General features: G+C 71.3%; 14 protein-coding genes. 8 read left to right on the forward strand and 6 right to left on the reverse strand.

Going from position 1 to position 20,131, the window contains the following annotated elements; genetic code table 11:
* Positions 1 to 135 precede the first annotated feature (135 nt).
* Complete coding sequence (locus ACZ61E_RS12925; RefSeq protein ID WP_469699662.1) at positions 136 to 1,371, reverse strand: PP2C family protein-serine/threonine phosphatase; 1,236 nt, start codon at positions 1,369 to 1,371, stop codon at positions 136 to 138.
* Between the two features lie 102 nt (positions 1,372 to 1,473).
* Here ACZ61E_RS12925 and ACZ61E_RS12930 point away from each other — a divergent pair, with 102 nt between their 5' ends.
* Positions 1,474 to 1,989, forward strand: coding sequence for a MarR family winged helix-turn-helix transcriptional regulator (locus tag ACZ61E_RS12930; RefSeq protein WP_469699663.1), 516 nt, complete (start codon positions 1,474 to 1,476; stop codon positions 1,987 to 1,989).
* Positions 1,990 to 2,091: 102 nt separating this feature from the next.
* Here the strand turns inward: ACZ61E_RS12930 and ACZ61E_RS12935 are convergent, their stop codons facing one another.
* The 3 genes from ACZ61E_RS12935 to ACZ61E_RS12945 form a co-directional block, all read right to left on the reverse strand.
* Positions 2,092 to 2,541, reverse strand: a complete 450-nt coding sequence (locus ACZ61E_RS12935) for a response regulator (protein WP_469699664.1) — start codon at positions 2,539 to 2,541, stop codon at positions 2,092 to 2,094.
* Positions 2,538 to 4,076, reverse strand: a complete 1,539-nt coding sequence (locus tag ACZ61E_RS12940) for a sensor histidine kinase (protein ID WP_469699739.1) — start codon at positions 4,074 to 4,076, stop codon at positions 2,538 to 2,540. Before ACZ61E_RS12940 ends, ACZ61E_RS12935 begins: the two co-directional genes overlap by 4 nt.
* A gap of 191 nt (positions 4,077 to 4,267) precedes the next feature.
* On the reverse strand, positions 4,268 to 5,569 hold the full coding sequence (locus ACZ61E_RS12945; RefSeq protein ID WP_469699666.1) for a PP2C family protein-serine/threonine phosphatase: 1,302 nt from the start codon (positions 5,567 to 5,569) through the stop codon (positions 4,268 to 4,270).
* Positions 5,570 to 5,849: 280 nt separating this feature from the next.
* Between ACZ61E_RS12945 and ACZ61E_RS12950 the strand changes: the two genes are divergently transcribed.
* Together ACZ61E_RS12950 and ACZ61E_RS12955 are read left to right on the forward strand one after the other, a co-directional pair.
* Positions 5,850 to 6,839 carry a TIGR03557 family F420-dependent LLM class oxidoreductase gene (locus ACZ61E_RS12950; RefSeq protein WP_469699667.1) on the forward strand — a complete coding sequence of 330 codons (990 nt, stop codon included), beginning with the start codon at positions 5,850 to 5,852 and terminating at the stop codon, positions 6,837 to 6,839.
* Positions 6,840 to 6,970: 131 nt separating this feature from the next.
* The gene (locus ACZ61E_RS12955) at positions 6,971 to 10,207 is read left to right on the forward strand and encodes an alpha-L-rhamnosidase (protein ID WP_469699668.1); all 3,237 of its coding nucleotides are present in this window, start codon (positions 6,971 to 6,973) and stop codon (positions 10,205 to 10,207) included.
* 100 nt (positions 10,208 to 10,307) lie between these two features.
* Here ACZ61E_RS12955 and ACZ61E_RS12960 read toward each other — a convergent pair whose 3' ends face one another.
* Together ACZ61E_RS12960 and ACZ61E_RS12965 are read right to left on the reverse strand one after the other, a co-directional pair.
* Positions 10,308 to 11,669 (reverse strand): NAD(P)/FAD-dependent oxidoreductase, encoded by a 1,362-nt coding sequence (locus ACZ61E_RS12960; RefSeq protein WP_469699670.1) that lies wholly within the window; start codon positions 11,667 to 11,669, stop codon positions 10,308 to 10,310.
* A gap of 73 nt (positions 11,670 to 11,742) precedes the next feature.
* On the reverse strand, positions 11,743 to 12,837 hold the full coding sequence (locus tag ACZ61E_RS12965; protein ID WP_469699741.1) for a LacI family DNA-binding transcriptional regulator: 1,095 nt from the start codon (positions 12,835 to 12,837) through the stop codon (positions 11,743 to 11,745).
* Between the two features lie 129 nt (positions 12,838 to 12,966).
* Between ACZ61E_RS12965 and ACZ61E_RS12970 the strand changes: the two genes are divergently transcribed.
* From ACZ61E_RS12970 to ACZ61E_RS12990, 5 genes are read left to right on the forward strand one after another with little or no spacing between them, the layout of a single operon-like run.
* Complete coding sequence (locus tag ACZ61E_RS12970; protein WP_469699671.1) at positions 12,967 to 14,268, forward strand: ABC transporter substrate-binding protein; 1,302 nt, start codon at positions 12,967 to 12,969, stop codon at positions 14,266 to 14,268.
* A gap of 14 nt (positions 14,269 to 14,282) precedes the next feature.
* Complete coding sequence (locus ACZ61E_RS12975) at positions 14,283 to 15,203, forward strand: carbohydrate ABC transporter permease (RefSeq protein WP_469699673.1); 921 nt, start codon at positions 14,283 to 14,285, stop codon at positions 15,201 to 15,203.
* Complete coding sequence (locus tag ACZ61E_RS12980) at positions 15,200 to 16,021, forward strand: carbohydrate ABC transporter permease (RefSeq protein WP_469699675.1); 822 nt, start codon at positions 15,200 to 15,202, stop codon at positions 16,019 to 16,021. Before ACZ61E_RS12975 ends, ACZ61E_RS12980 begins: the two co-directional genes overlap by 4 nt.
* A complete protein-coding gene (locus tag ACZ61E_RS12985; RefSeq protein WP_469699676.1) occupies positions 16,018 to 18,393 on the forward strand; it encodes a beta-xylosidase/alpha-l-arabinosidase in 2,376 nt (791 codons plus the stop codon). The genes ACZ61E_RS12980 and ACZ61E_RS12985 overlap by 4 nt, the downstream gene beginning before the upstream one ends.
* A gap of 31 nt (positions 18,394 to 18,424) precedes the next feature.
* Positions 18,425 to 20,047: an alkaline phosphatase D family protein gene (locus tag ACZ61E_RS12990; protein ID WP_469699677.1), complete on the forward strand. Its 1,623-nt coding sequence runs from the start codon at positions 18,425 to 18,427 to the stop codon at positions 20,045 to 20,047.
* Positions 20,048 to 20,131 lie beyond the last annotated feature (84 nt).

The raw sequence follows: 20,131 nt of genomic DNA on the forward strand, positions 1-20,131 counted from the left end.
CCGAGCAGATGGCGCTGGGGGTCCTAGAGCAGCACCCGCACCCCGACGCGGCCGACCCCCCCACGTCCTTCCCCCCCCCCCCCCCCCCCCCCCCCCTACCCCCCCCCCCCCCCCCCCCCCCCCCCCACCCCGTTCTCAGTCCCGCGCGGGCGGCATCGGAGCGGGGTCCGACGGGAGGAGCGGCGGGGCCGTGGGCGTATCGCCGTCCGCCCGGCCGTGCCAGTCGAGGCAGACCGCGAGCGCGTCGTCCGTCGTCTCCGCCTGGCGGAACTCGGCCAGCGCGCGCAGCACGGCGCGCGGCACCGTGGCCGCCGGCAGCAGACCGGTCGCGTTGATCGCGCGGGCCAGCGCCCGCTCGCCGTACACCTCGCCCTCCGGGGAGAGCGCCTCGTACACGCCGTCGCTCAGCATGAACAGCCGGTCCCCCGGCAGTACGTGGAACTCCTGGGCCTCGTAGTGGGACTCCTCGAACATGCCGAGGGGCAGCTGGGCGTCGAGGGAGACGCGCTCGACGGTCCGGCCCCGGCGGCGCCACAGCTGCGGCGAGCCCGCGTCCACGACCTCCACCCGGCCGGTCGCCAGTTCGAAACGCATGAGCAGCGTCGACACATGGGACGCGCCCCGGTGCTGCTCGTAGATGGCCTGGTCGGCGAGGGCGGCCTGACCGGCGATGTCGACGCCGGAGCGGCGCGCGTTGCGCAGGGCGTTGACGGCGAGATTGCTCAGCAGGGACGCCTGGATGCCCTCGCCCATGCCGTTGGTGACGGCGAGGGTCAGCTGCTCGCCGTCCATCGCCCAGTCGAAGTTGTCCCCGTGAATGGCGTAGGCCGGCTCCAGCTGGGCGCCGATGGCGAACTCCTCGGCGCCGCAGGCCCGCCCGGGGAGCAACTGCCACTGCATCTCGGCCGCGAGCGTGAGCCGGCTGATCCGCCGGGCCTGCTGGTAGGCGTCGGTGTCGCGCTCGGCCACCAGGATCTCGTGCCCGAGCAGATCGGCGACGTGCGTGAGCTCCTCGACGGCCTCGGGGGTGGACCGGTCGCCGGGCAGCCGCACCGAGAGGATGCCGATCCGTTCCCCCCGGACGGTCACCGGCAGATGGTGGTCCACGGCGTCGCCGTGCCGCACCTGCTGCTCACGCGGCTCCTGGCTGCCGAAGGCCCGCCCCTCGGGGCTGTTGTAGAGCGACAGCGGCTGCTCCTTGCCCGGCAGCGGGTCGTACGGGGTGAGGACGGTGAACCCGTAGTCGGCGAGGAACAGCTGTACACGCCTGGCACCGAGCGAGGCGGCGAGCGCGTCGCGGACCTTGTCCACGAGCGCGTACGGAGCGGCCGAGCGCACCGATCTTTCGAGTACTTCGTCGCGTTGTGTCACGGTCTCTCAGACATTCCTGGTAGGGGCGGAGGTGGCCGCACGGGCGGAGTCGTCCGGGGCCCGGAGCTGACAGGGGCGGCTGTCGGGTGACACAGTGGGGGAATGCCCCCCCTCTCCGGTCAGCCACGTCAGCGCGAGACGATGGCCGAGGCGGCCCGTACCGCCTCGGAGCTGCTCGAAGTGCTGTGGGGACGGGGCCAGGAGGCGGCGCCTTCGGGTACGGTCTCGCCCTCGCAGCTCAGGGCCCTGCTCGTGCTGGAGAAGTACGACGGGACGAACCTGCGCTCGCTCGGCAGGGCGCTCGGCTCCCGTCCCCCGTCGGTCAGCCGGCTGTGCGACCGGATGGAGGCCCTGGGCCTGGTGGAGCGGCGCACCAGCGTGACCAGCCGCCGCGAGGTGGAGCTGCGGCTGAGCCCGCGCGGACGCAAGGTGCTGGACGAGTACCGGGCCATCCGCGCCCGCGAGGTCGGCGCCGTGCTGGACGGCATGAGCCCCGCGGCCGTGGTCGCGCTCACGGAGGGGCTCACGGCTTTCCACGAGGCTGCGTCCGCCCGGCTCGACGCGGCGGCGGGCGCGCGCTCCGCGGACGACGGGGGCACCGCGGCGGACAGCGCCTGACGTCATCACGCCTCATTTCCGCGTGCTACGCGCGCGACCGGGAATGTTGCCATAGGGAAACATTCGTTTACCCGGTGAAGCCTACCCCGCCGCGGGCCGGCGTCAGAACGCCCGCGGGAGCTTGACCACGGTCACGAAGAAATCGTCGATGTCCCGGATCGCCTTGATGAACTGGTCGAGATCGACGGGCTTGGTCACATACGCGTTGGCGTGCAGCTTGTAGCTGCGCAGGATGTCCTCCTCGGCCGCCGACGTGGTGAGGACGACCACCGGGATATGGCTGAGGTCGGGGTCCGACTTGACCTTCTCCAGCACCTGCCGGCCGTCGTACTTGGGCAGGTTCAGATCCAGCAGAATGAGATCGGGACGCGGCGCCTCGGGGTGGTCACCGCGCTGGTAGAGGAAGTCGAGCGCCTCCAGACCGTCCCGCACGACATGCAGCGTGTTGCCGATCCTGTTGTCCTCGAAGGCCTCACGCGTCATGAGCTCGTCACCCGCGTCGTCCTCGACCAGCAGTACTTCGACGGGGTGCGGCTGGGGAGCGGTGCTCATACGGTGCTTCCTTCGGTGGTGGTGATGTCCGGCGAGGCCGGTTCGGCGGCGGACGGTGAGGGCTGGACGGGGAGGGTGAAGGCGATACGGGCGCCACCGGTGTGGGCCGTGTCGATCCAGATGTGGCCGCCGCTGTGCTCGACGACCTTCTTGCAGAGTGACAGACCGATGCCGGTTCCCGCGTACGCGTCCCTGGCATGGAGCCGCTGGAAGATGATGAAGACCTTCTCGGCGAACTCCTCGGGAATGCCGATGCCGTTGTCGGTGACGCTGAACGTCCAGGAGTCGGCGCCCTCCTCACGGTCCACGGCGATCGTGATGCGCGGGACGCGGTCGGGGTGGCGGAACTTGACCGCGTTCCCGACGAGGTTCTGCCAGAGCATCGTCAGCAGGGTCGGATCGCCCATGACCTCGGGCAGCTCCGCCGGGCGCTCGACGACGGCGCCGGTCTCCTCGATACTCGCCGACACGTTGCGTACGGCGCGGTCCAGGGCCGCGTCGAGCGCGACCTCCTCCTGCGCGTCCTGGACCCGGCCGACCCGGGAGAAGGTGAGCAGGTCGTTGATGAGGACCTGCATGCGCTTGGCGCCGTCGACGGCGAAGCCGATGTACTGCGCGGCACGGTCGTCGAGCTGCTGCGCGTACCGCTTCTCCAGCAGCTGGCAGAAGGAGGCGACCTTGCGCAGCGGCTCCTGGAGGTCGTGCGAGGCGACGTACGCGAACTGCTCCAGCTCCGCGTTGGACCGCCGCAGCTCCACCGCGGCGGCGTCCAGATCGGCCGCCTGGCGGGCGAGCTCGACCTCGCTGCGCCGGGAAGTGGCGAGTTCGCTGACCACCCGAAGCCGCATGCCCTCCACGGCCTCCGCGAGCGTGCGCAGATCGGAGGGTCCGTGGGAGGGGATCTCGTGGTCGAAGTCGCCGCCGGCGACGCGGCGGGACGCGGTGCGCACGGTGTCCAGCGGCCGCACCACGGTGAAGTGCACGAGGACGGTGATGGCGCCGCCGGTCAGCAGGAACGCCACCAGGGCGGCGACCAGCGCCCGGTCCCGGTCCGAACGGGCGTCGGCGAACGCGGCCCGCGCCGCGCGCTGTTCGTCCCCCAGGTGCGCCTGCTGGGATGCGAGGGCGGCGCGCACCCGGTCGAACGCCCGCTTCGCCTCGGTCACCGAGGCGGCGTCCTCACCCCCCGGGCCGCCGTCCCCCGCGAGGACCGGATCGGCGAAGTTCGTACGCCACTCGCGCGCGGCGCGGTCCACCGCACGCAGGTCCGCGACCGGCCGGTCGAGCCCGTCGACCAGCTCGCTCAGGCGCTCTCGGGCCGTGGCCTCGGCGGCGAGGCCACGCCGGTAGGGCTCCAGCACGTCCTCGTCCCTGGTGAGGAGGTAGCCGCGGATGCCTGTCTCCTGGTCGAGCAGGGCGGCCTGGAGCCGGAACGCCTGGGTACGGGCCGGGGAGACCTCGTCGATGAGATGGTCCCCGGTGTCGGTCGTGCGCGAGAGCATGGCCGCGGCCACTCCCCCGGCGACCAGCGTCATGGTGCAGAGCGCGGCGACGGCCAGCAGGAACCAGCCCTGGACGGTCAGCCGCCGGAGTATCCGGACCCGGTGGCCGAACGGTGGCCGGAGGGACCGGGGCGGCGTGGCCGGCGGCGTCGGGTCGCCGGAGGGCGGCGCCTCGTCCGCGGAGGACGGCGGCGGCCCGGCGGGAAGCCGGGTGGACTGGGACATCAGGTGGCACCGTTCCATTCGAGGTGAAGCACGGCTACGTCGTCGGCCAGGCCACCGCCGCTCGCCGCGAGGGTCTGCGCGGTGTGGATCAGCGTGTCGACGAACGCGTCGGCGGCCTCGCCCTCGTGGCGCCGGGCGAGTTCCAGCAGTCCGTGCTCACCGAGCCTTTCGTGACCGGCACCGATCCGGCCCTCGATGAGTCCGTCGGTGAACATCATCACCGCGCCCCGCCGGTGGACGGGGACCGCGGTCACCGGCCAGGACGCCCGGCCGGGCAGCAGTCCGAGCACAGGACCGCCCGGCACCTCCTCCAGGCTCACGCCGGTCTCGGGCGAGCGGATCAGCACGCCGGGGTGGCCGGCGCGCTGGAGGTTCATGTGCTCCTCGGCGGGCGACCGGGTCAGACAGGTGAGCGTAGCGAAGATCTCCGGGCCGGACCGCTCGGCGACCAGTATCTGTTCGAGCAGGGTCAGCAGTTGCTGCCCCCGGGCGCCGGCCAGGACGAAGGAGCGCCAGGCCACCCGGAGACACACCCCGAGCGCCGCCTCGTCGGGGCCGTGGCCGGACACGTCGCCCACGACCGCGTGTGTGGTGCCGTCGGGCGTCTGGACGACATCGTAGAAGTCGCCGCCGAGCAGGGCCTGGGAGCGGCCGGGCTGGTAGCGGGCGCACACGGCGACCGTCGAGTCCAGGAGCAGCGGGGTGGGCAGCAGACCGCGCTCCAGGCGGGCGTTCTCCTGGGCGCGCAGACGGCTCGTCTGGAGCGCGGACGCCGCCTGCTCGGTGTGCTTGCGCTGTATCGCGTACCGGATCGCGCGGACGAACAGGTCGGGCTCCACCTTGCCCTTGATCAGATAGTCCTGGGCCCCGGCGGCGACGGCCGCGAGACCGGCCTGCTCCTCGGCGAGCCCGGTCAGCACGACGACGGCCGAGCCGCCGGAGTGGACGAGGACCCGCTCCAGGGCCTCCAGTCCCTGGGCGTCCGGCAGATGGAGGTCGAGCAGGATGCACTGCGGCACCTCCGCCTCCAGCGCGACGACCGCCTCGGCGAGCGTCCTGGCGAGCGTCAGCCGCAGCGGGACCTCGCTGTCGGCCACGAGCTCCTCGACGAGCAGCGCGTCACCGGGATCGTCCTCGATCAGCAGCACCGTGGGCGGGCGGCCGTCCCACAGTGCCTGCACCGCGTCGTCCCCCCGCGCCGGGTCCCGGCTCACCGGGACATGGCCCCGGGTGCCGGACGACAAGGGGGTTCCGGGTCTGCCTGAGGTGGATCTGACGGCAGTGTTCGGGCCGGTGCCCATGGCAGTTGTTCTCCTCTCGCCACAGGCGCCGCGCCCGTGGGACCTCCGGGTGCGTCCGCGTTGAGACTAAAGCGATCAGTTACCCCATGACAACATTTTCCGGGATCGCCTCGGCCGGCCCCGGACGATCGCCCGCGCCACGGGACCGACGCCGTCGTCCTCCCGGTGGCCGATGGCCCCGTTACGGGCCCGGGGACATCGGGTACCTGTGCGCGGGCCCGGGTCGGCGTCCGGCCTTCGGGTCCCCCGGAAGAGATCCTGACAGAGACGAGGACCACATATGCGGATCGGTTACAAACTGGCGTCCGAGGCGTTCGGACCGAAGGAGCTGGTGCGCCAGGCGGTACTGGCCGAACGCGCGGGTTTCGACTTCGCCGAGATCAGTGACCACTACCACCCCTGGCTCGACAACCAGGGGCATTCACCCTTCGCCTGGACGGTGCTGGGGACGATCGCGGCGCGGACCGAACGCCTCGGACTGGCGACCGGTGTGACCTGTCCCACCGTGCGCTACCACCCCGCGGTGATCGCCCAGGCCGCGGCGACGCTCGCGCTGCTCTCGGACGGCCGCTTCGTCCTCGGCGTCGGTTCCGGCGAACGCCTCAACGAGCACGTCGTGGGCCCCGGCTTCCCCGCGGACGTGCACACCCGGCACGAGCTGCTGCGGGAGGCCCTGGACATCATCCGGCTGCTGTGGAGCGGCGGCTACCGCAGCTACGAGGGCAGGCATCTGAGCGTCGAGGACGCGAGGATCTTCGATCTGCCCGGCGAACCGCCGCCGATCGCGGTGGCGGCCAGCGGACCGCCGTCCGCGCGGATCGCCGCGGAGCTCGGTGACGGTCTGTTCGCCACCGAGGCGGAGCCGGAGATCGTCGGGCGCTACCGCGCGGCCGGCGGGACCGGGCCGTGTTACGCGGAGGTGCCCGTGGCGTGGGCGGCGGACGAGCACACGGCGGCGCGGGCCGCGCTGGACACCACACGCTGGGCGGTGACCGGCTGGAAGGTGATGAGCGAGCTGCCGAACCCGGTGAACTTCGAGGCGGCCACCGCCACCGTCCGGGAGGAGGACATCCTGGAGAAGTTCGCGTGCGGGCCCGACCCGGCGCGGATCGTCGAGGCCGTCCAGCGCTATGTCGACGCGGGCTTCGACCGGCTCGTGCTGATGAACGCCGGGCCGGACCCGGAGGGTTTCCTCGACTTCTACACGAGCGAACTCGACGGTCCGCTGCGGCGGCTCACACCGAGGGACCAGGGAACCCGATCCCACTGAAAGGGTTCAGCAGAGTCGGCCAAATCCCCTGTGCGGCACGGCAATCTGAGCGCGACACCTTGACGGGCCAAGGCGGCACCCCTACTTTCACGCAATGAATCGATTCATTGTCGAATTCCTCTGGGGTTGACGTGATCAGTAGACGCCGCATGCTCACCACCACGACCGCAGCCGCACTGGGCACCTCCCTCGCGACGGCCAACGCGCCGTCGGCGCAGGCCGCCGAGCGGATCCCGGCCGGCGCCCCGGCGGGTCCCGGCCGGGCGGGCGCGCTCCGGGTCGGCTCGCCCACCGTCGAGTACGTGCGCGATCCGCTGGGCATCGACACCCCGGAGCCCCGGCTGAGCTGGCCCCTGCTCTCGGACGCGCCGGACCAGACGCAGAGCGCGTACCAGATCCGGGTCGCCTCCCACCCCGGCAAGCTGGCCGAGCCCGATGTGTGGGACAGCGGCAGGGTCGGCTCCGACCGGTCGGTGCTCGTGCCGTACGCCGGTCCCGCCCTCAAGCCCCTGACGCCCTATCACTGGTCGGTGCGCGTGTGGAACGCCGCCGGTGAGGTCTCGGGCTGGAGCGAGAGCGCCTCGTGGGAGACGGGGCTGATGAGCACGGCGGCGTGGTCCGCCGAGTGGATCGCGGCGCCGGCGGCCCTGAGCGGCGCCCCGAGCCTGCGGGGCGCGCACTGGATCTGGTTCCCCGAAGGGGAGCCCACCGCCAACCTGCCCGCCGGGACGCGCTATTTCCGCCGCGCCGTCGACGTCCCGGCCGGGATCACCCGTGCCCGGCTCGTCATCAGCGCCGACGACGCCTACACCATCCATGTGAACGGCACAGAGGTCGCCGGGACCGAGCCCGACGGGCCCGCCGAGAACTGGCGCCGTCCGGCCGTCGTGGATGTCACGGACCGGCTCCGCGCCGGCGCGGGCGTGCTGGCGGCGTCCGCGGTCAACGCCACCGAGAGCCCGGCCGGTCTCATCGCCGTCCTGGAACTGACCTCGGCGGACGGCACCACCGTCACCGTCCCCACCGACGGCCTCTGGCGGACGACGGACGCGGAGCCGTCCGGCCCCGACGGAGCCTGGCGGCAGGCCGGTTACGACGACAGCGCCTGGCCCGCCGCGAAGGAGGGCCCGGCGTGGGGCTCGGGGCCGTGGGGCGCGGTGGCGCCCGCGGTCTTCCCCGCCACCCAGCTGCGGCACGGCTTCCGGCTGGCCGACAAGCCCGTCGCCCGCGCCCGGCTGTACACGACGGCCCTCGGCCACTACGAGGCGCACCTCAACGGACAGCGGGTCGGCAAGGACCGGTTCGCGCCCGGCTGGACCGACTACCGCAAGCGGGTGCAGTACCAGACGTACGACGTCACCGGGCTGGTGCGGCGCGGCGCCAACGCGCTCGGCGCGCATCTCGCGCTCGGCTGGTACGGCGGCAACCTCGGCATGTTCGGACCGCACCACTACGGTGACCGGCCCGCGCTGCTGGCCCAGTTGGAGGTCACCTACCAGGACGGGACGAGCGAGCGCGTCGTGTCGGGGGACGGCTGGCGGGCCGCCGCCGGGCCCATCGTGTCGACCGACATGCAGGCGGGCGAGGAGTACGACGCGCGGCTGGAGACCAGGGGCTGGACGTCACCGGGGTTCGACGACACCGGCTGGCTCGCGGCCGAGCCGGTCGAGGGCGTGGCCACGGAGATCGTCGCGGAGCTGGACGGCCCGGTACGGGTGGCCAAGGAACTGCCGGCCAAGAAGGTCACGCGGGTCGCTCCGGGCGTCTTCGTCTTCGACCTGGGCCAGAACATGGTCGGTTCGGTACGGCTCCGGGTGTCGGGCGAGGCGGGCACCACCGTACGGCTGCGGCACGCCGAGGTGCTGAACCCGGACGGTTCGCTCTACACCGCCAATCTCCGCACGGCACGGGCCACCGACACCTACACCCTCAGGGGCGGGGGTGAGGAGACGTACGAGCCCCGCTTCACCTTCCACGGCTTCCGCTACGTCGAGGTCACCGGCTTCCCGGGGACGCCGCGCGCGAGCGCGGTCACCGGTCGAGTGATGCACACGTCGGCGCCCTTCACCTTCGAGTTCGAGTCCGACGTCCCCATGCTCAACCAGCTCCACAGCAACATCAGCTGGGGTCAGCGCGGCAACTTCCTCTCCGTCCCGACCGATACGCCCGCCCGTGACGAACGGCTCGGCTGGACCGGTGACATCAACGTCTTCGCGCCCACCGCCGCCTATGTGATGGAGTCGGCGCGCTTCCTCACCAAGTGGCTCCAGGACCTGCGGGACGCGCAGACCGGAGCGGGCTCGTTCACGCACGTCGCTCCGGACGTCGGGGGCGTCGGCGACGGGTCGGCCGGCTGGGGCGACGCGGGGGTGACCGTGCCGTGGGCGCTGTACCAGGCGTACGGGGACGAGCGGATACTCGGCACGTCGTGGGACTCGATGGTCGGGTGGCTGGACTACCTGCGCGCGCACAGCGACGGCCTGCTGCGCCCGGCGGACGGTTTCGGCGACTGGCTCAACATCGAGGACGAGACGCCCAAGGACGTCATCGCGACCGCATACTTCGCGCACAGCGCCGATCTCACGGCGCGTACGGCGCGGGTGCTCGGCAAGGACCCCGCCCCGTACGACACGCTGTTCGACCAGGTACGGGACGCCTTCCGGGCGGCGTACGTGAGCGCCGACGGCCGGGTGAAGGGCGACACCCAGACCGCGTACGTGCTCGCCCTGTCCATGGATCTGCTGCCCGAGGCGGCACGGAAGCCCGCCGCCGACCGGCTGGTGGCGCTGATCGAGGCGAAGGACTGGCATCTGTCGACGGGCTTCCTCGGCACGCCCCGGCTGCTGCCCGTGCTCACCGCGACCGGCCACAACGACGTCGCCTACCGGCTGCTGCACCGGCGCACGTTCCCCGGCTGGGGCTACCAGATCGAGAACGGCGCGACCACGATGTGGGAACGCTGGGACTCGATCAGGCCGGACGGCGGTTTCCAGGACGCCGGGATGAACTCCTTCAACCACTACGCCTACGGGTCGGTCGGCGAGTGGATGTACGCGAACGTCTCCGGCATCGCGCCCGGCCGGCCCGGGTTCAAGGAGATCGTGGTCCGGCCGCGGCCCGGCGGTGAGGTCAGGCGGGCCGGCGGGCGGTACGCCTCGGTCTACGGCCCGATCACCACGCACTGGGAGACGACGGGGCGCGGCGGCTTCGAGCTGGAGTGCTCCGTACCGCCCAACACCACGGCCGAGGTGTGGGTACCGGCCGCGAGGGAGCGCGACGTCAGGCGTACGCGGGCGAGGTTCCTGCGGATGGAGGACGGTTGCGCGGTGTTCGCGGTGGGGTCGGGCCGGCACCGGTTCACGACCTGATCGCGGGACCGGTCGCGGCGGGCTCCACCGGGTACGGGCGCCCGTCCCCGGTGGGGCGCGTCGGCCGCCGCGTGGCGGAGGGCAGCCGGCCGGCGTCCGCTCAGCCGCGTACGGTCAGTGCCGCCGTGTGCTCACGCACCTGCTCCGGCGTCAGATAGGCGTTGGTGTACTCGAAGTCGTGCAGTGAGGCGGGTTTCTGCGCCTGGAACCCGGTCCGCACGAAGTCGTCCCCGGCGAGGGCGTTGAGCACCCAGTTGGTGAGCACCCGCGCCTTGGCGACATTGGTCCGCAGCGCCGACCAGTGGTAGCCGCGGGCGACGGCCTGGGCCGGGAGTCCGCGCAGTTCGACACCCATCGGCTTGGAGACCGCGTCCCGTCCGCCGAGGTCGACGACGAGGCCCAGGTCCTTGTGTTCGTAGGGCCGCAGCGGCTGGTTCCGCACCGTCGCGATGACGTTGTCGGCCACCGTGCGGCCCTGCCGCTGGGCGTGCTGGGCGGTCGGCGGGCAGATGGCGCCGTCGCCCTTCGCCAGGTCCGGCACCGCCCCGGCGTCGCCGAGCGCGAAGACGCCGTCGAGCCCGGACACCCGCAGCTCGGGCGAGACCATGAGCCTGCCGCGCACCGTCTCGGCGCCGAGGGTGGCGATCAGCGGGCTCGCGACGACGCCCGCCGTCCAGATGAGCGTGCGGCAGGGCAGCACCCGGCCGTCGGTGAGGGTCACCTCGTCGGGGCCGGCCTTTGCCACGGACACCCCGAGCGAGACCTCGATGCCGCGCCCGCGGAGGATGCCCAGCGCGGTGGCCCCGAGCTTGTCGCCGAGTTCCGGCATGAGCTTGGGGGCGATGTCGACGAGATGCCACTTGATCTGTTTCGGGTCCAGCCTCGGGTAGCGCCGTACGGCGTGGCTGGTGACGCGTTGCAGACAGGCGGCCGTCTCGGTGCCCGCGTATCCCCCGCCCACCACCACGAACTGGAGGCGGGCCTCGCGCTCCTTCTCGTCCGTGCTCGCGTCGGCGAGGTCGAGCTGCGCGATGACGTGGTCGCGTACGTAGGCGGCCTCGGCGAGGGTCTTCATCCCCCGCGCGTTGTCGACGAGTCCGGGGATGTCGAAGGTGCGGGTGATGCTGCCGGGGGCCAGCACGATGTAGTCGTAGGACTGGTAGGTGATCTCACCGGTGATCTTGCGGATGACACAGATCTTGGCTTCCGGATCCACTCCGATGGCCCCGCCGGGGATGATCCGTGTGCGGTGTTTCCTGCTGCGGCGCAGGGAGACGGCGACCGACTGCGGGGTCAGCACGCCGGCGGCCACCTGCGGCAGCAACGGCAGATAGAGCTGGTACGAGAAGGGCGTGACCAGGGAGATCTCCGCCTCTTCCGGCCCGAGCTTGCGTTCCAGGCGCTGTACGCACTCCACGCCGCCGAAGCCTGCGCCCACTACGAGAATCCTCGATCGTGCCACGGTGTCCTTCCCTTCCGGTCCTGCTGGGTCGCCCCTTCACCTTCCCCGGGACCGGTCTCTCTCACGGAGGGATTCACTCCGTCGCGGACTTCACCACCGCGGTGCTGTTCCTGACGACGAGCCGGGTGCCGAACTCGATCCGGGTGTCGGCCTGGTCGGGGCGGGTGTCGGGACGTGCGCCGGAGCGGTCCGCCCCGGGGCCGGAGCCCTGGTGCCCGCGCCGCAGCCGCAGCAGCATCCGGGCGGCCTCCTCGGCCATCTCCACCAGCGGCTGGTGGACGGTGGTCAGCGCGGGGCTGGACCACTGGGCGAGCGGGATGTCGTCGTACCCGACCACGGACAGGTCCTCCGGCACCTGGACCCCCAGCACCCGCGCGGCCTCCAGGACGCCGAGCGCCTGGAGATCGCTCCCGGCGAAGATCGCGGTCGGCGGCTCGGGGAGCCGGAGCAGTTCCATCGCGTGGTCGTAACCGGCCTGGACGTGGAAGTCGCCGAATCTCACCAGGCGCGGATCGACCTCGGCGCCGGCCATCGCCATGGCGGAGCGGAACCCGTCGAGGCGCGCCAGGGAGCAGAGCATGTCCTCGGGACCGGTGACGACCGCGATGGACCGGTGGCCGAGGTCGAGCAGATGGCGGGTGGCGGCCAGTCCGCCCGCCCAGTTGGCCGATCCGACGGACGGTACGTCGGGTTCCGGGTCGCCGGCCGGGTCGATGATCACGAACGGGACGGCCCGTGACCAGAGCTTCTGCTTCAGCTCGTCGGGGAGGGTGGAGAAGACGAGCACCACGCCGAGCGGGCGGCGGCGCAGCACCCCTTCCACCCACTCGGCTCCCGGTGAGTGCCGGGTGCCGGTCTCGGTGAGTACGACGCTGACACCGGCGGTCTTGGCGACGTTCTGCATGCCCCGGATCAGCTCCATCGACCAGGCGCTGTCCAGTTCGTGGAAGACGATCTCGATGAGCGGCGCCTCGGGGACGGACGGTGCGGAGCGCCGGTAGCCGTGTGTCTCCAGCAGTTCCTCGACCTTGACGCGCGTAGGGGCGGAGACATCGGGGCGCCCGTTGAGCACCTTCGAAACTGTCGAGAGGGAAACGCCCGCCTGGGAAGCCACCTGAGCGAGGGTGACTCGCCCCGTACTCCTGTCATCTCGCATGGGCTGAAGGATAAGGCACGGCCTTGTGTAACGGTTTCGCCGAGTGCTGACAGCGATGTTGACCGGCCCTTGAGGGGACCTTACGGTCGCTCCCCACAGAGACTTTCGAGCAGATTCCCGATACTTTCGAGAGGTCGACCGATGAAGACACGCGCACGGTTCCACCGGGCCGTCGCAGGCGGCGCGGCGCTGGTTCTGGGTCTGGGCCTGGCGGCCTGTGGCGGTGACGGCTCCTCCTCCGGCGACCCGGACGAGTTCCACGTACTCGTCTACGGCGACGCCGCGAACCGGGTGGAGAAGCAGATCGTGGCGACGTTCAACAAGACTTCCGAGGTGAAGGCGGTCCTGGACACCGTCCCCGGCGCCGACTACCAGCAGAAGCTCCAGACGGTCATCAACACCCCGCAGGCGCCCGACGTGTTCTTCAACTGGGGCGGCGGCAGCATCCAGCCCTTCGTCGAGGCGGATCTGCTGCTGCCGCTGGACGACATGATGGCGAAGGAGCCGGGGCTGAAATCGAACTTCCTGCCGTCGGTCTTCGAGACCGCGCAGGTCGACGGGAAGTCGTACGGGATACCCATGCGAGGGACCCAGCCGGTGCTGCTGTTCAGCAACAGGAAGGTGCTCGCGGACGCCGGCGTCGAGGCGCCCCGCACCTGGGACGATCTGCTCGCCGCGGTGAAGACGCTCAAGGGGAGGGGCGTCACGCCCATCGCGCTCGGCGGCGGCGACAAGTGGACCACGATGATGTGGTTCGAGTATCTGTACGACCGCGTGGCGGGCCCGGAGCTGTTCAAGAGGGCGCTGGCCGGCGAGAAGGACGTGTGGGACAGCGCGGACAGCCGCGAGGCGCTGGACATGCTGAAGGAGCTGATCGACGCGGGCGCCTTCGGCGGCAACTACGACTCGGTCAAGTTCACCGACGGCAGCTCCCCCGCGCTGCTGGCGAGCGGCAAGGCCGGTTTCGAACTGATGGGCTCCTGGGCGTACTCCACACAGCGGGAGGCGGACCCCGACTTCGCGAAGAACGATCTCGGCTACAGCACCTTCCCCTCGGTCGAGGGCGGCAAGGGCGACGCCGCCAACCTCGTGGGCAACACCAACAACTTCTACTCGGTCCGCAAGTCGACCCGGCACGCCGACGCGATCGCCGAGTTCCTCAAGCTCATGTACTCGGACGAGTTCGTGGAGCAGCAGCTGTCCATCGGAAATCTCCCGACCACCACCAACACGGACGAGTTCCTGGACACCGCCGACAACCCGGAGTACCTGAAGTACCAGTACGACCTGGTCGACAAGGCACCGGCGTTCCAGCTGTCGTGGGACCAGGCGTATCCGCCGCAGAACATGACGCCCATCTATGTGGCGGTCCAGCAGTTCTTCAACGGACAGCTCGACTCGGACGGCTTCATCAAGGCCATGCAGGCCCTCACCACCGTCTGAGGGTGACGTCCTCCATGGTCTCTTCCGTCTCCCCCGCCACCCGCCTCTCCCCCGTCTCCCCCGCGCGGTACGGCCGGCCCGGTATCGGCTGGGCGCTGCCGGCCGTCGTGTTCTTCGCGCTGTTCGCCGTCGTGCCGCTGGTCCTGGTGGCCGTGCTGTCCTTCACCACCTGGTCGGGCCTGGGCTCACCGGAGTTCGCCGGGTTCGACAACTGGGTCACCCTGTTCCACGACCCGGTGATGATCAAGAGTCTCTGGCTGAGCGTGCTGCTCACCGCCCTGGGGGTGGTGGTACAGACGCCCCTGAGCATCCTGCTGGGCGTCTGGGCGGCCGGCCCGCAGCGCAACCGGGCCGTGCTGTCGGCGGTCTTCTTCGTCCCGCTGCTGCTGTCGGCCACCGCCGTGTCCGTGCTCTGGCGGGCCCTGCTGGAGCCGAACTTCGGCATCCCGTCACAGGCCACCTGGCTGTTCGGGGACGGCAACCTCCTGGGCGACCGCACGGGAGCCATAGCCGTACTCGTCCTGGTCAGCACCTGGCAGTTCACCCCGCTCCACGCGCTCATCTACCAGGGCGCCGCCCGCGCGATCCCGGCCGTGCTGTACCAGGCGGCGGAGATCGACGGCGCCGGGCGGGTGCGCCGGTTCTTCCACATCACCCTGCCGCAGCTGCGCAACGCGGTCATCACATCGGTGATCCTCATGGCGGTCGGCGGCCTCACCACCTTCGACACGGTACTGATCCTCACCCAGGGCGGGCCGGGCACCGACACCACGATCACCGCCTACTACATGTACCAGAAGGCGTTCAAGGGCTTCGAGTTCGGCGCCGGCGCCGCCATCGCGCTCCTGCTGGTCGTGGTGGCCACGGCCGTCTCGCTGATCGTGGTGCGGGTCTCCGGCTACGACAGGATGGCCGGCACCAAGGAGGGCATGTGACCGGTCGCCGCCCCAACTACCTGGCGGGCGTGGGTGTCACGCTCTGGCTGCTGGTCGTCGGTCTGCCGCTGTACGTCATGCTCGGGGCCGGTGTGCAGTCGCGCGCCGACTACGCCGCGAGCGGCCCGCTGGGCCTCCCGGACCACTTCACCCTCTCCAACTACCTCGACAGCTTCTCGAACGGATTCGGCCGGTACTTCGTCAACACGCTGATCGTGACGGCCAGCGTGGTGGCGATCGTCGTTCTCCTCGTGCCACCGCTGGCGTTCGCGATCGTCCGCAACCGGGGCCGGACCACCTCCGGCGTCCTCCGGCTCTTCCTGCTGGGCCTGGCGATCCCCGCCCAGGCGGTGATCGTGCCCATGTTCTACGTGATCAGCGAGGCCGGGCTCTACGACAACCTCATCGGCGTCATCCTGCCGACGGCCGCGTTCTGCATGCCGGTCTGCGTCCTCATCCTGACCGGCGCCATGCGCGACATCACCGGCGACCTCTTCGAGGCGATGGCCATCGACGGGGCCGACGCACGACGGGTGTTCTTCCGGCTCGTGCTGCCGCTGTCAAAAGGCGGACTGTCCACGGTCGTGGTGTTCGCCGCGCTCCAGGCGTGGAACGGATTCCTGTTCCCGCTCGTGCTCACCCAGTCCGAGGAGACCAAGGTGATCACCCTGGGCCTCTACAACTTCCAGACCCAGTACGGCGTCGACATCCCCGGTCTGCTGGCCGCCGTGGTCCTGTCCACCGTGCCCGTCCTGCTCGTCTACCTGTTCGCCCGCCGCGCCCTGGTCCAGGGGCTGATGGGTGTCGGAGGAAAGTGACCGACAACGTGACCACCGCCGCCCCCGCCACCCGGGCCGCCCGCGCCGCCCGGGTCGAGGAACTGATCGCCGCCATGACCACGGAGGAGAAACTGGCCCAGCTGTACGGTCTGTGGGCGGGCGCCTCCTCGGACGGCGCCGAAGTCGCCCCGCACCAGCACGACATGGACGAGCCCCCGTCCCTGGACGAGCTGCTCCCCCACGGACTCGGCCAGCTGACCCGGCCGTTCGGCACCGTGCCCGTCGATCCCGCCCTCGGCGCCCTCTCCCTGATGCGTACTCAGGAACGGATCGTGGCGGGCAACCGCTTCGGCATCCCCGCTCTCGCGCACGACGAGTGTCTGGCGGGCTTCGCCGCCTGGGGAGCCACCACCTATCCGGTGCCGCTGTCCTGGGGCGCCGCCTTCGACCCCGGGCTCGTCCGGACGATGGCGGCCGCGATCGGGCGCGACATGCGGTCCGTGGGCGTCCACCAGGGGCTGGCCCCCGTACTCGACGTGGTGCGCGACGCGCGCTGGGGCCGGGTCGAGGAGACCATCGGCGAGGACCCGTATCTGGTGGGCACCATCGCCACCGCGTACGTGCAGGGTCTGGAGTCCACCGGCCTCGTGGCCACCCTGAAGCACTTCGCCGGTTACTCGGCATCCCGCGCCGGCCGCAATCTGGCCCCGGTGAGCATGGGCCCCAGGGAGCGCGCCGACATCATGCTCCCGCCGTTCGAGATGGCGGTCAGGGAGAGCGGCGCCCGGTCGGTGATGAGCGCGTACACCGACACCGACGGCATGCCGGGCGCCGCCGACGAGGAGTCGCTCACCGGGCTGCTCCGGGACGTCTGGGGCTTCCGGGGCACCGTCGTGGCGGACTACTTCGGCATCGCGTTCCTCAGGACGCTGCACGGCGTGGCGGCCGACTGGGGCGAGGCGGCGTCCACGGCGCTGACCGCGGGTGTCGATGTCGAACTGCCCACCGTGAAGACGTTCGGCCGGCCGCTGCGGGAGGCGATCACCGCCGGGGACGTGCCGGAGGCGCTGGTCGACCGGGCGCTGCGCCGGGTGCTGACCCAGAAGGCGGAACTCGGTCTGCTCGACCCCGGCTGGAGCCCGGTTCCGCCCGCGCTGGAGGGCGCCGGTCTCGACGCGCCGCACCGGCTGCGCGGCACCGTGGACCTGGACTCCGCCGCGCACCGGGACATCTCGCGCCGCCTCGCGGAGCGTTCGGTGATCCTGCTGCGCAACGACGGGGTCCTGCCGCTGGAGCGGCCCGTCCGGATCGCGGTCGTCGGGCCGCAGGCCGACACCCCCACGGCGGTGCTCGGCTGCTACTCCTTCCCCGTCCATGTCGGGTCCCAGCACCCCGACACCCCGGCGGGCGTGCGACTGCCCACGCTGCTCCAGGGGTTGATGTCGGAGTTCCCCGGCTGCGAGATCGTGACGGCGGCCGGCTGCGGCATCGACTCGCCGGCCACCGACGGATTCGCCGCCGCGCTGCGGGCGGTCCGCGGCGCGGACGTGATCGTCGCGGCTCTCGGCGACCGGGCGGGACTGTTCGGCCGGGGGACGAGCGGGGAGGGCTGCGACGCGGAGTCCCTCGCCCTGCCCGGTGTGCAGCAGCAGTTGCTCGACGCCCTGCTGGCCACCGGCACACCGGTGGTGGTCACCCTGCTCGCCGGGCGGCCGTACGCGCTGGGCGGTGCGGCCGTCGGGGCGTCGGCGGCGATCGTGCAGACGTTCTTCCCCGGCCAGGAGGGCGTGCGGGCGCTCTCGGGCGTGCTGAGCGGCCGGGTCGAGCCGTCGGGGCGGCTGCCGGTGAGCGTTCCCCGGCGCCCCGGCGGGCAGCCGTCGACGTATCTCGCGGCGAGGCTGGCGCAGGCGGGCGACTCGTCGAACATCGACCCGACACCCGAGTTCGGGTTCGGGCACGGGCTGACGTACACCACCTTCGCCTGGTCCGGCCTGACGGCCGACGACACCGCGCCGACCGACGGTGAGCTGCGGCTGTCCTGCACCGTGCGGAACACCGGTGGCCGGGCGGGCACGGAAGTGGTGCAGCTGTATCTGCACGATCCGGTCGCCTCGGTCGTGCAGCCCGTCCAGCGTCTGATCGGCTATCTGCGTGTCCCGCTGGAACCGGGCGAAGCGGCCAGGATCAGTGCCACCGTGCCCGCCGATCTCGCCTCCTTCACCGGCCGCGACGGGCGGCGGGTCGTGGAACCGGGCGAGTTGGAGCTGCGGTTCGCCGCCTCCAGCACCGACACGAGGCTCACCGCCCGGCCGGTCCTGACGGGTCCCGTACGGGAGGTGGACCACACACGCGCGCTGCACGCCCGGATATGCCGGGAGACGGAACAGATCACTCTGATGCGCGGTCAGTAAACCTGAACAACAGGGCATATGACTCGTCATAATGGCAAATCATCTTCCGGAATTCCGCGCTGCCGCGCGCCGTATCGGCCGCCGTCAGTTCGTCACCCGCGCCGGCGCCGCGGCCGTGCTCGCCTTCTCGGCGCACCTGCCCTCCGCCGGCGCGGCGACCGCACGCCGGCTCAACCCCAGGGCCATCACCGAGGACCCGTTCACACTCGGCGTCGCCTCGGGCGACCCGCAGCCCGGTACCGCACTCCTCTGGACCCGTCTCGCACCGGAGCCCTACGCGGCGGACAGCGGCCTGCCCGCCGAGCGCGTCGAGGTGGAGTGGGAAGTCGCCCACGACGAACTCTTCGCCGTACCCGTCAAGAGCGGCACCGCGACCGCCCACCCCGAGTTCCACCACAGCGTGCGCGTCGAGGTCGAGGGGCTGGCCGCCGACCGTGTCTACTACTACCGCTTCCGCGCCGGGACATGGATCAGCCCGGTCGGCCGTACCCGCACCGCTCCCCTCGCCGGGTCCCGGATCACCGCGCTGAAGTTCGCCACCCTCTCCTGCCAGGCCTACTACCACGGCTACTTCACCGCGTACAGCCACTTGGCCGCCGAGGACCTGGACGTCGTCGTCCACCTCGGCGACTACCTCTACGAGTACGCCGTGACGTCCGCCGGCGGCGCCCGCGACTACACCGACCGCAAGCTCCCGGCGCACTACAACTCCGAGACCGTCACGCTGGAGGACTACCGGCTGCGCTACGGCCTCTACAAGTCCGACCCGGACCTGATGGCCGCGCACGCCGCCCACCCGTTCATCGTGACCTGGGACGACCACGAGACCGAGAACAACTACGCGGACGAGACCCCCGAGAACGACGTGCCGCCGGAGGAGTTCCTGCTCCGCAGGGCCGCCGCCTACCGCGCCTACTGGGAGAACCAGCCGCTGCGCACCCCCCAGCGGCCCGAAGGACCCGACATGCGGCTCTACCGCAGACTCGACTTCGGACAGCTCGCGCGGTTCGACATCCTCGACACCCGCCAGTACCGCTCCAACCAGGTGCAGGGCGCCAACTGGCAGGTCCCGGGGCCCGAGTCGAAGGACCCCAAGCGCACGATGACCGGCGAGACCCAGGAGCGCTGGCTGCTCGACGGCTGGCAGGAGTCGACCGCCACCTGGAACCTGCTGGCCCAGCAGGTGACGTTCGCCCAGCGGCGCGACGTGCCCCGCGCGGACTTCAAGCTCTCGATGGACGCCTGGGACGGCTACACGGCCTCCCGCACACGCGTCCTCAACGGCGCGAAGGCGGCCGGCCTCGACAATCTGATGGTGCTCACCGGCGATGTGCACGTCGGCTACGGCTTCGACCTCAAGGAGGACTTCGACGACCCGGGCTCCCGTGTGGTGGGCACGGAGATCGCCACGACATCGGTGAGCAGCGGCATGGACGGCGCGGAGAAGCCGTCCAACTGGTCCAACCTCACCACCGCCAACCCGCACCTGAAGTACTACAACGGGCGCCGGGGTTACACCACGTTCACACTCACCGACGACCGGGCGACGGTCACCTTCAACACGCTCACCGCCGTGACGAAACCGGGCTCCGCACTCACCAGAGCGGCGTCATTCGTCACGGAAGCGGGTAGTCCGGGACTGAAGCCCGCATGACCGGGCGGAGCCCGCGGACGCCAGGATCGAGCTGAGGAAATGGAAAGACTGAGCGCGGCGGTCCTGGGGACCGCCCGAAGACCG

The sequence above is a fragment of the Streptomyces sp. NPDC104581 genome, from assembly GCF_055583685.1.

What these genes read in the sequence shown, in the direction of transcription:
- ACZ61E_RS12990 (WP_469699677.1), top strand. Translation starts at nt 18,425, where the DNA reads ATGGCAAATCATCTTCCGGAATTCCGCGCTGCCGCGCGCCGTATCGGC.
- ACZ61E_RS12970 (WP_469699671.1), top strand. Translation starts at nt 12,967, where the DNA reads ATGAAGACACGCGCACGGTTCCACCGGGCCGTCGCAGGCGGCGCGGCG.
- ACZ61E_RS12950 (WP_469699667.1), top strand. Translation starts at nt 5,850, where the DNA reads ATGCGGATCGGTTACAAACTGGCGTCCGAGGCGTTCGGACCGAAGGAG.
- ACZ61E_RS12930 (WP_469699663.1), top strand. Translation starts at nt 1,474, where the DNA reads ATGCCCCCCCTCTCCGGTCAGCCACGTCAGCGCGAGACGATGGCCGAG.
- ACZ61E_RS12975 (WP_469699673.1), top strand. Translation starts at nt 14,283, where the DNA reads ATGGTCTCTTCCGTCTCCCCCGCCACCCGCCTCTCCCCCGTCTCCCCC.
- ACZ61E_RS12935 (WP_469699664.1), bottom strand. Translation starts at nt 2,541, where the DNA reads ATGAGCACCGCTCCCCAGCCGCACCCCGTCGAAGTACTGCTGGTCGAG.
- ACZ61E_RS12945 (WP_469699666.1), bottom strand. Translation starts at nt 5,569, where the DNA reads ATGGGCACCGGCCCGAACACTGCCGTCAGATCCACCTCAGGCAGACCC.
- ACZ61E_RS12940 (WP_469699739.1), bottom strand. Translation starts at nt 4,076, where the DNA reads ATGACGCTGGTCGCCGGGGGAGTGGCCGCGGCCATGCTCTCGCGCACG.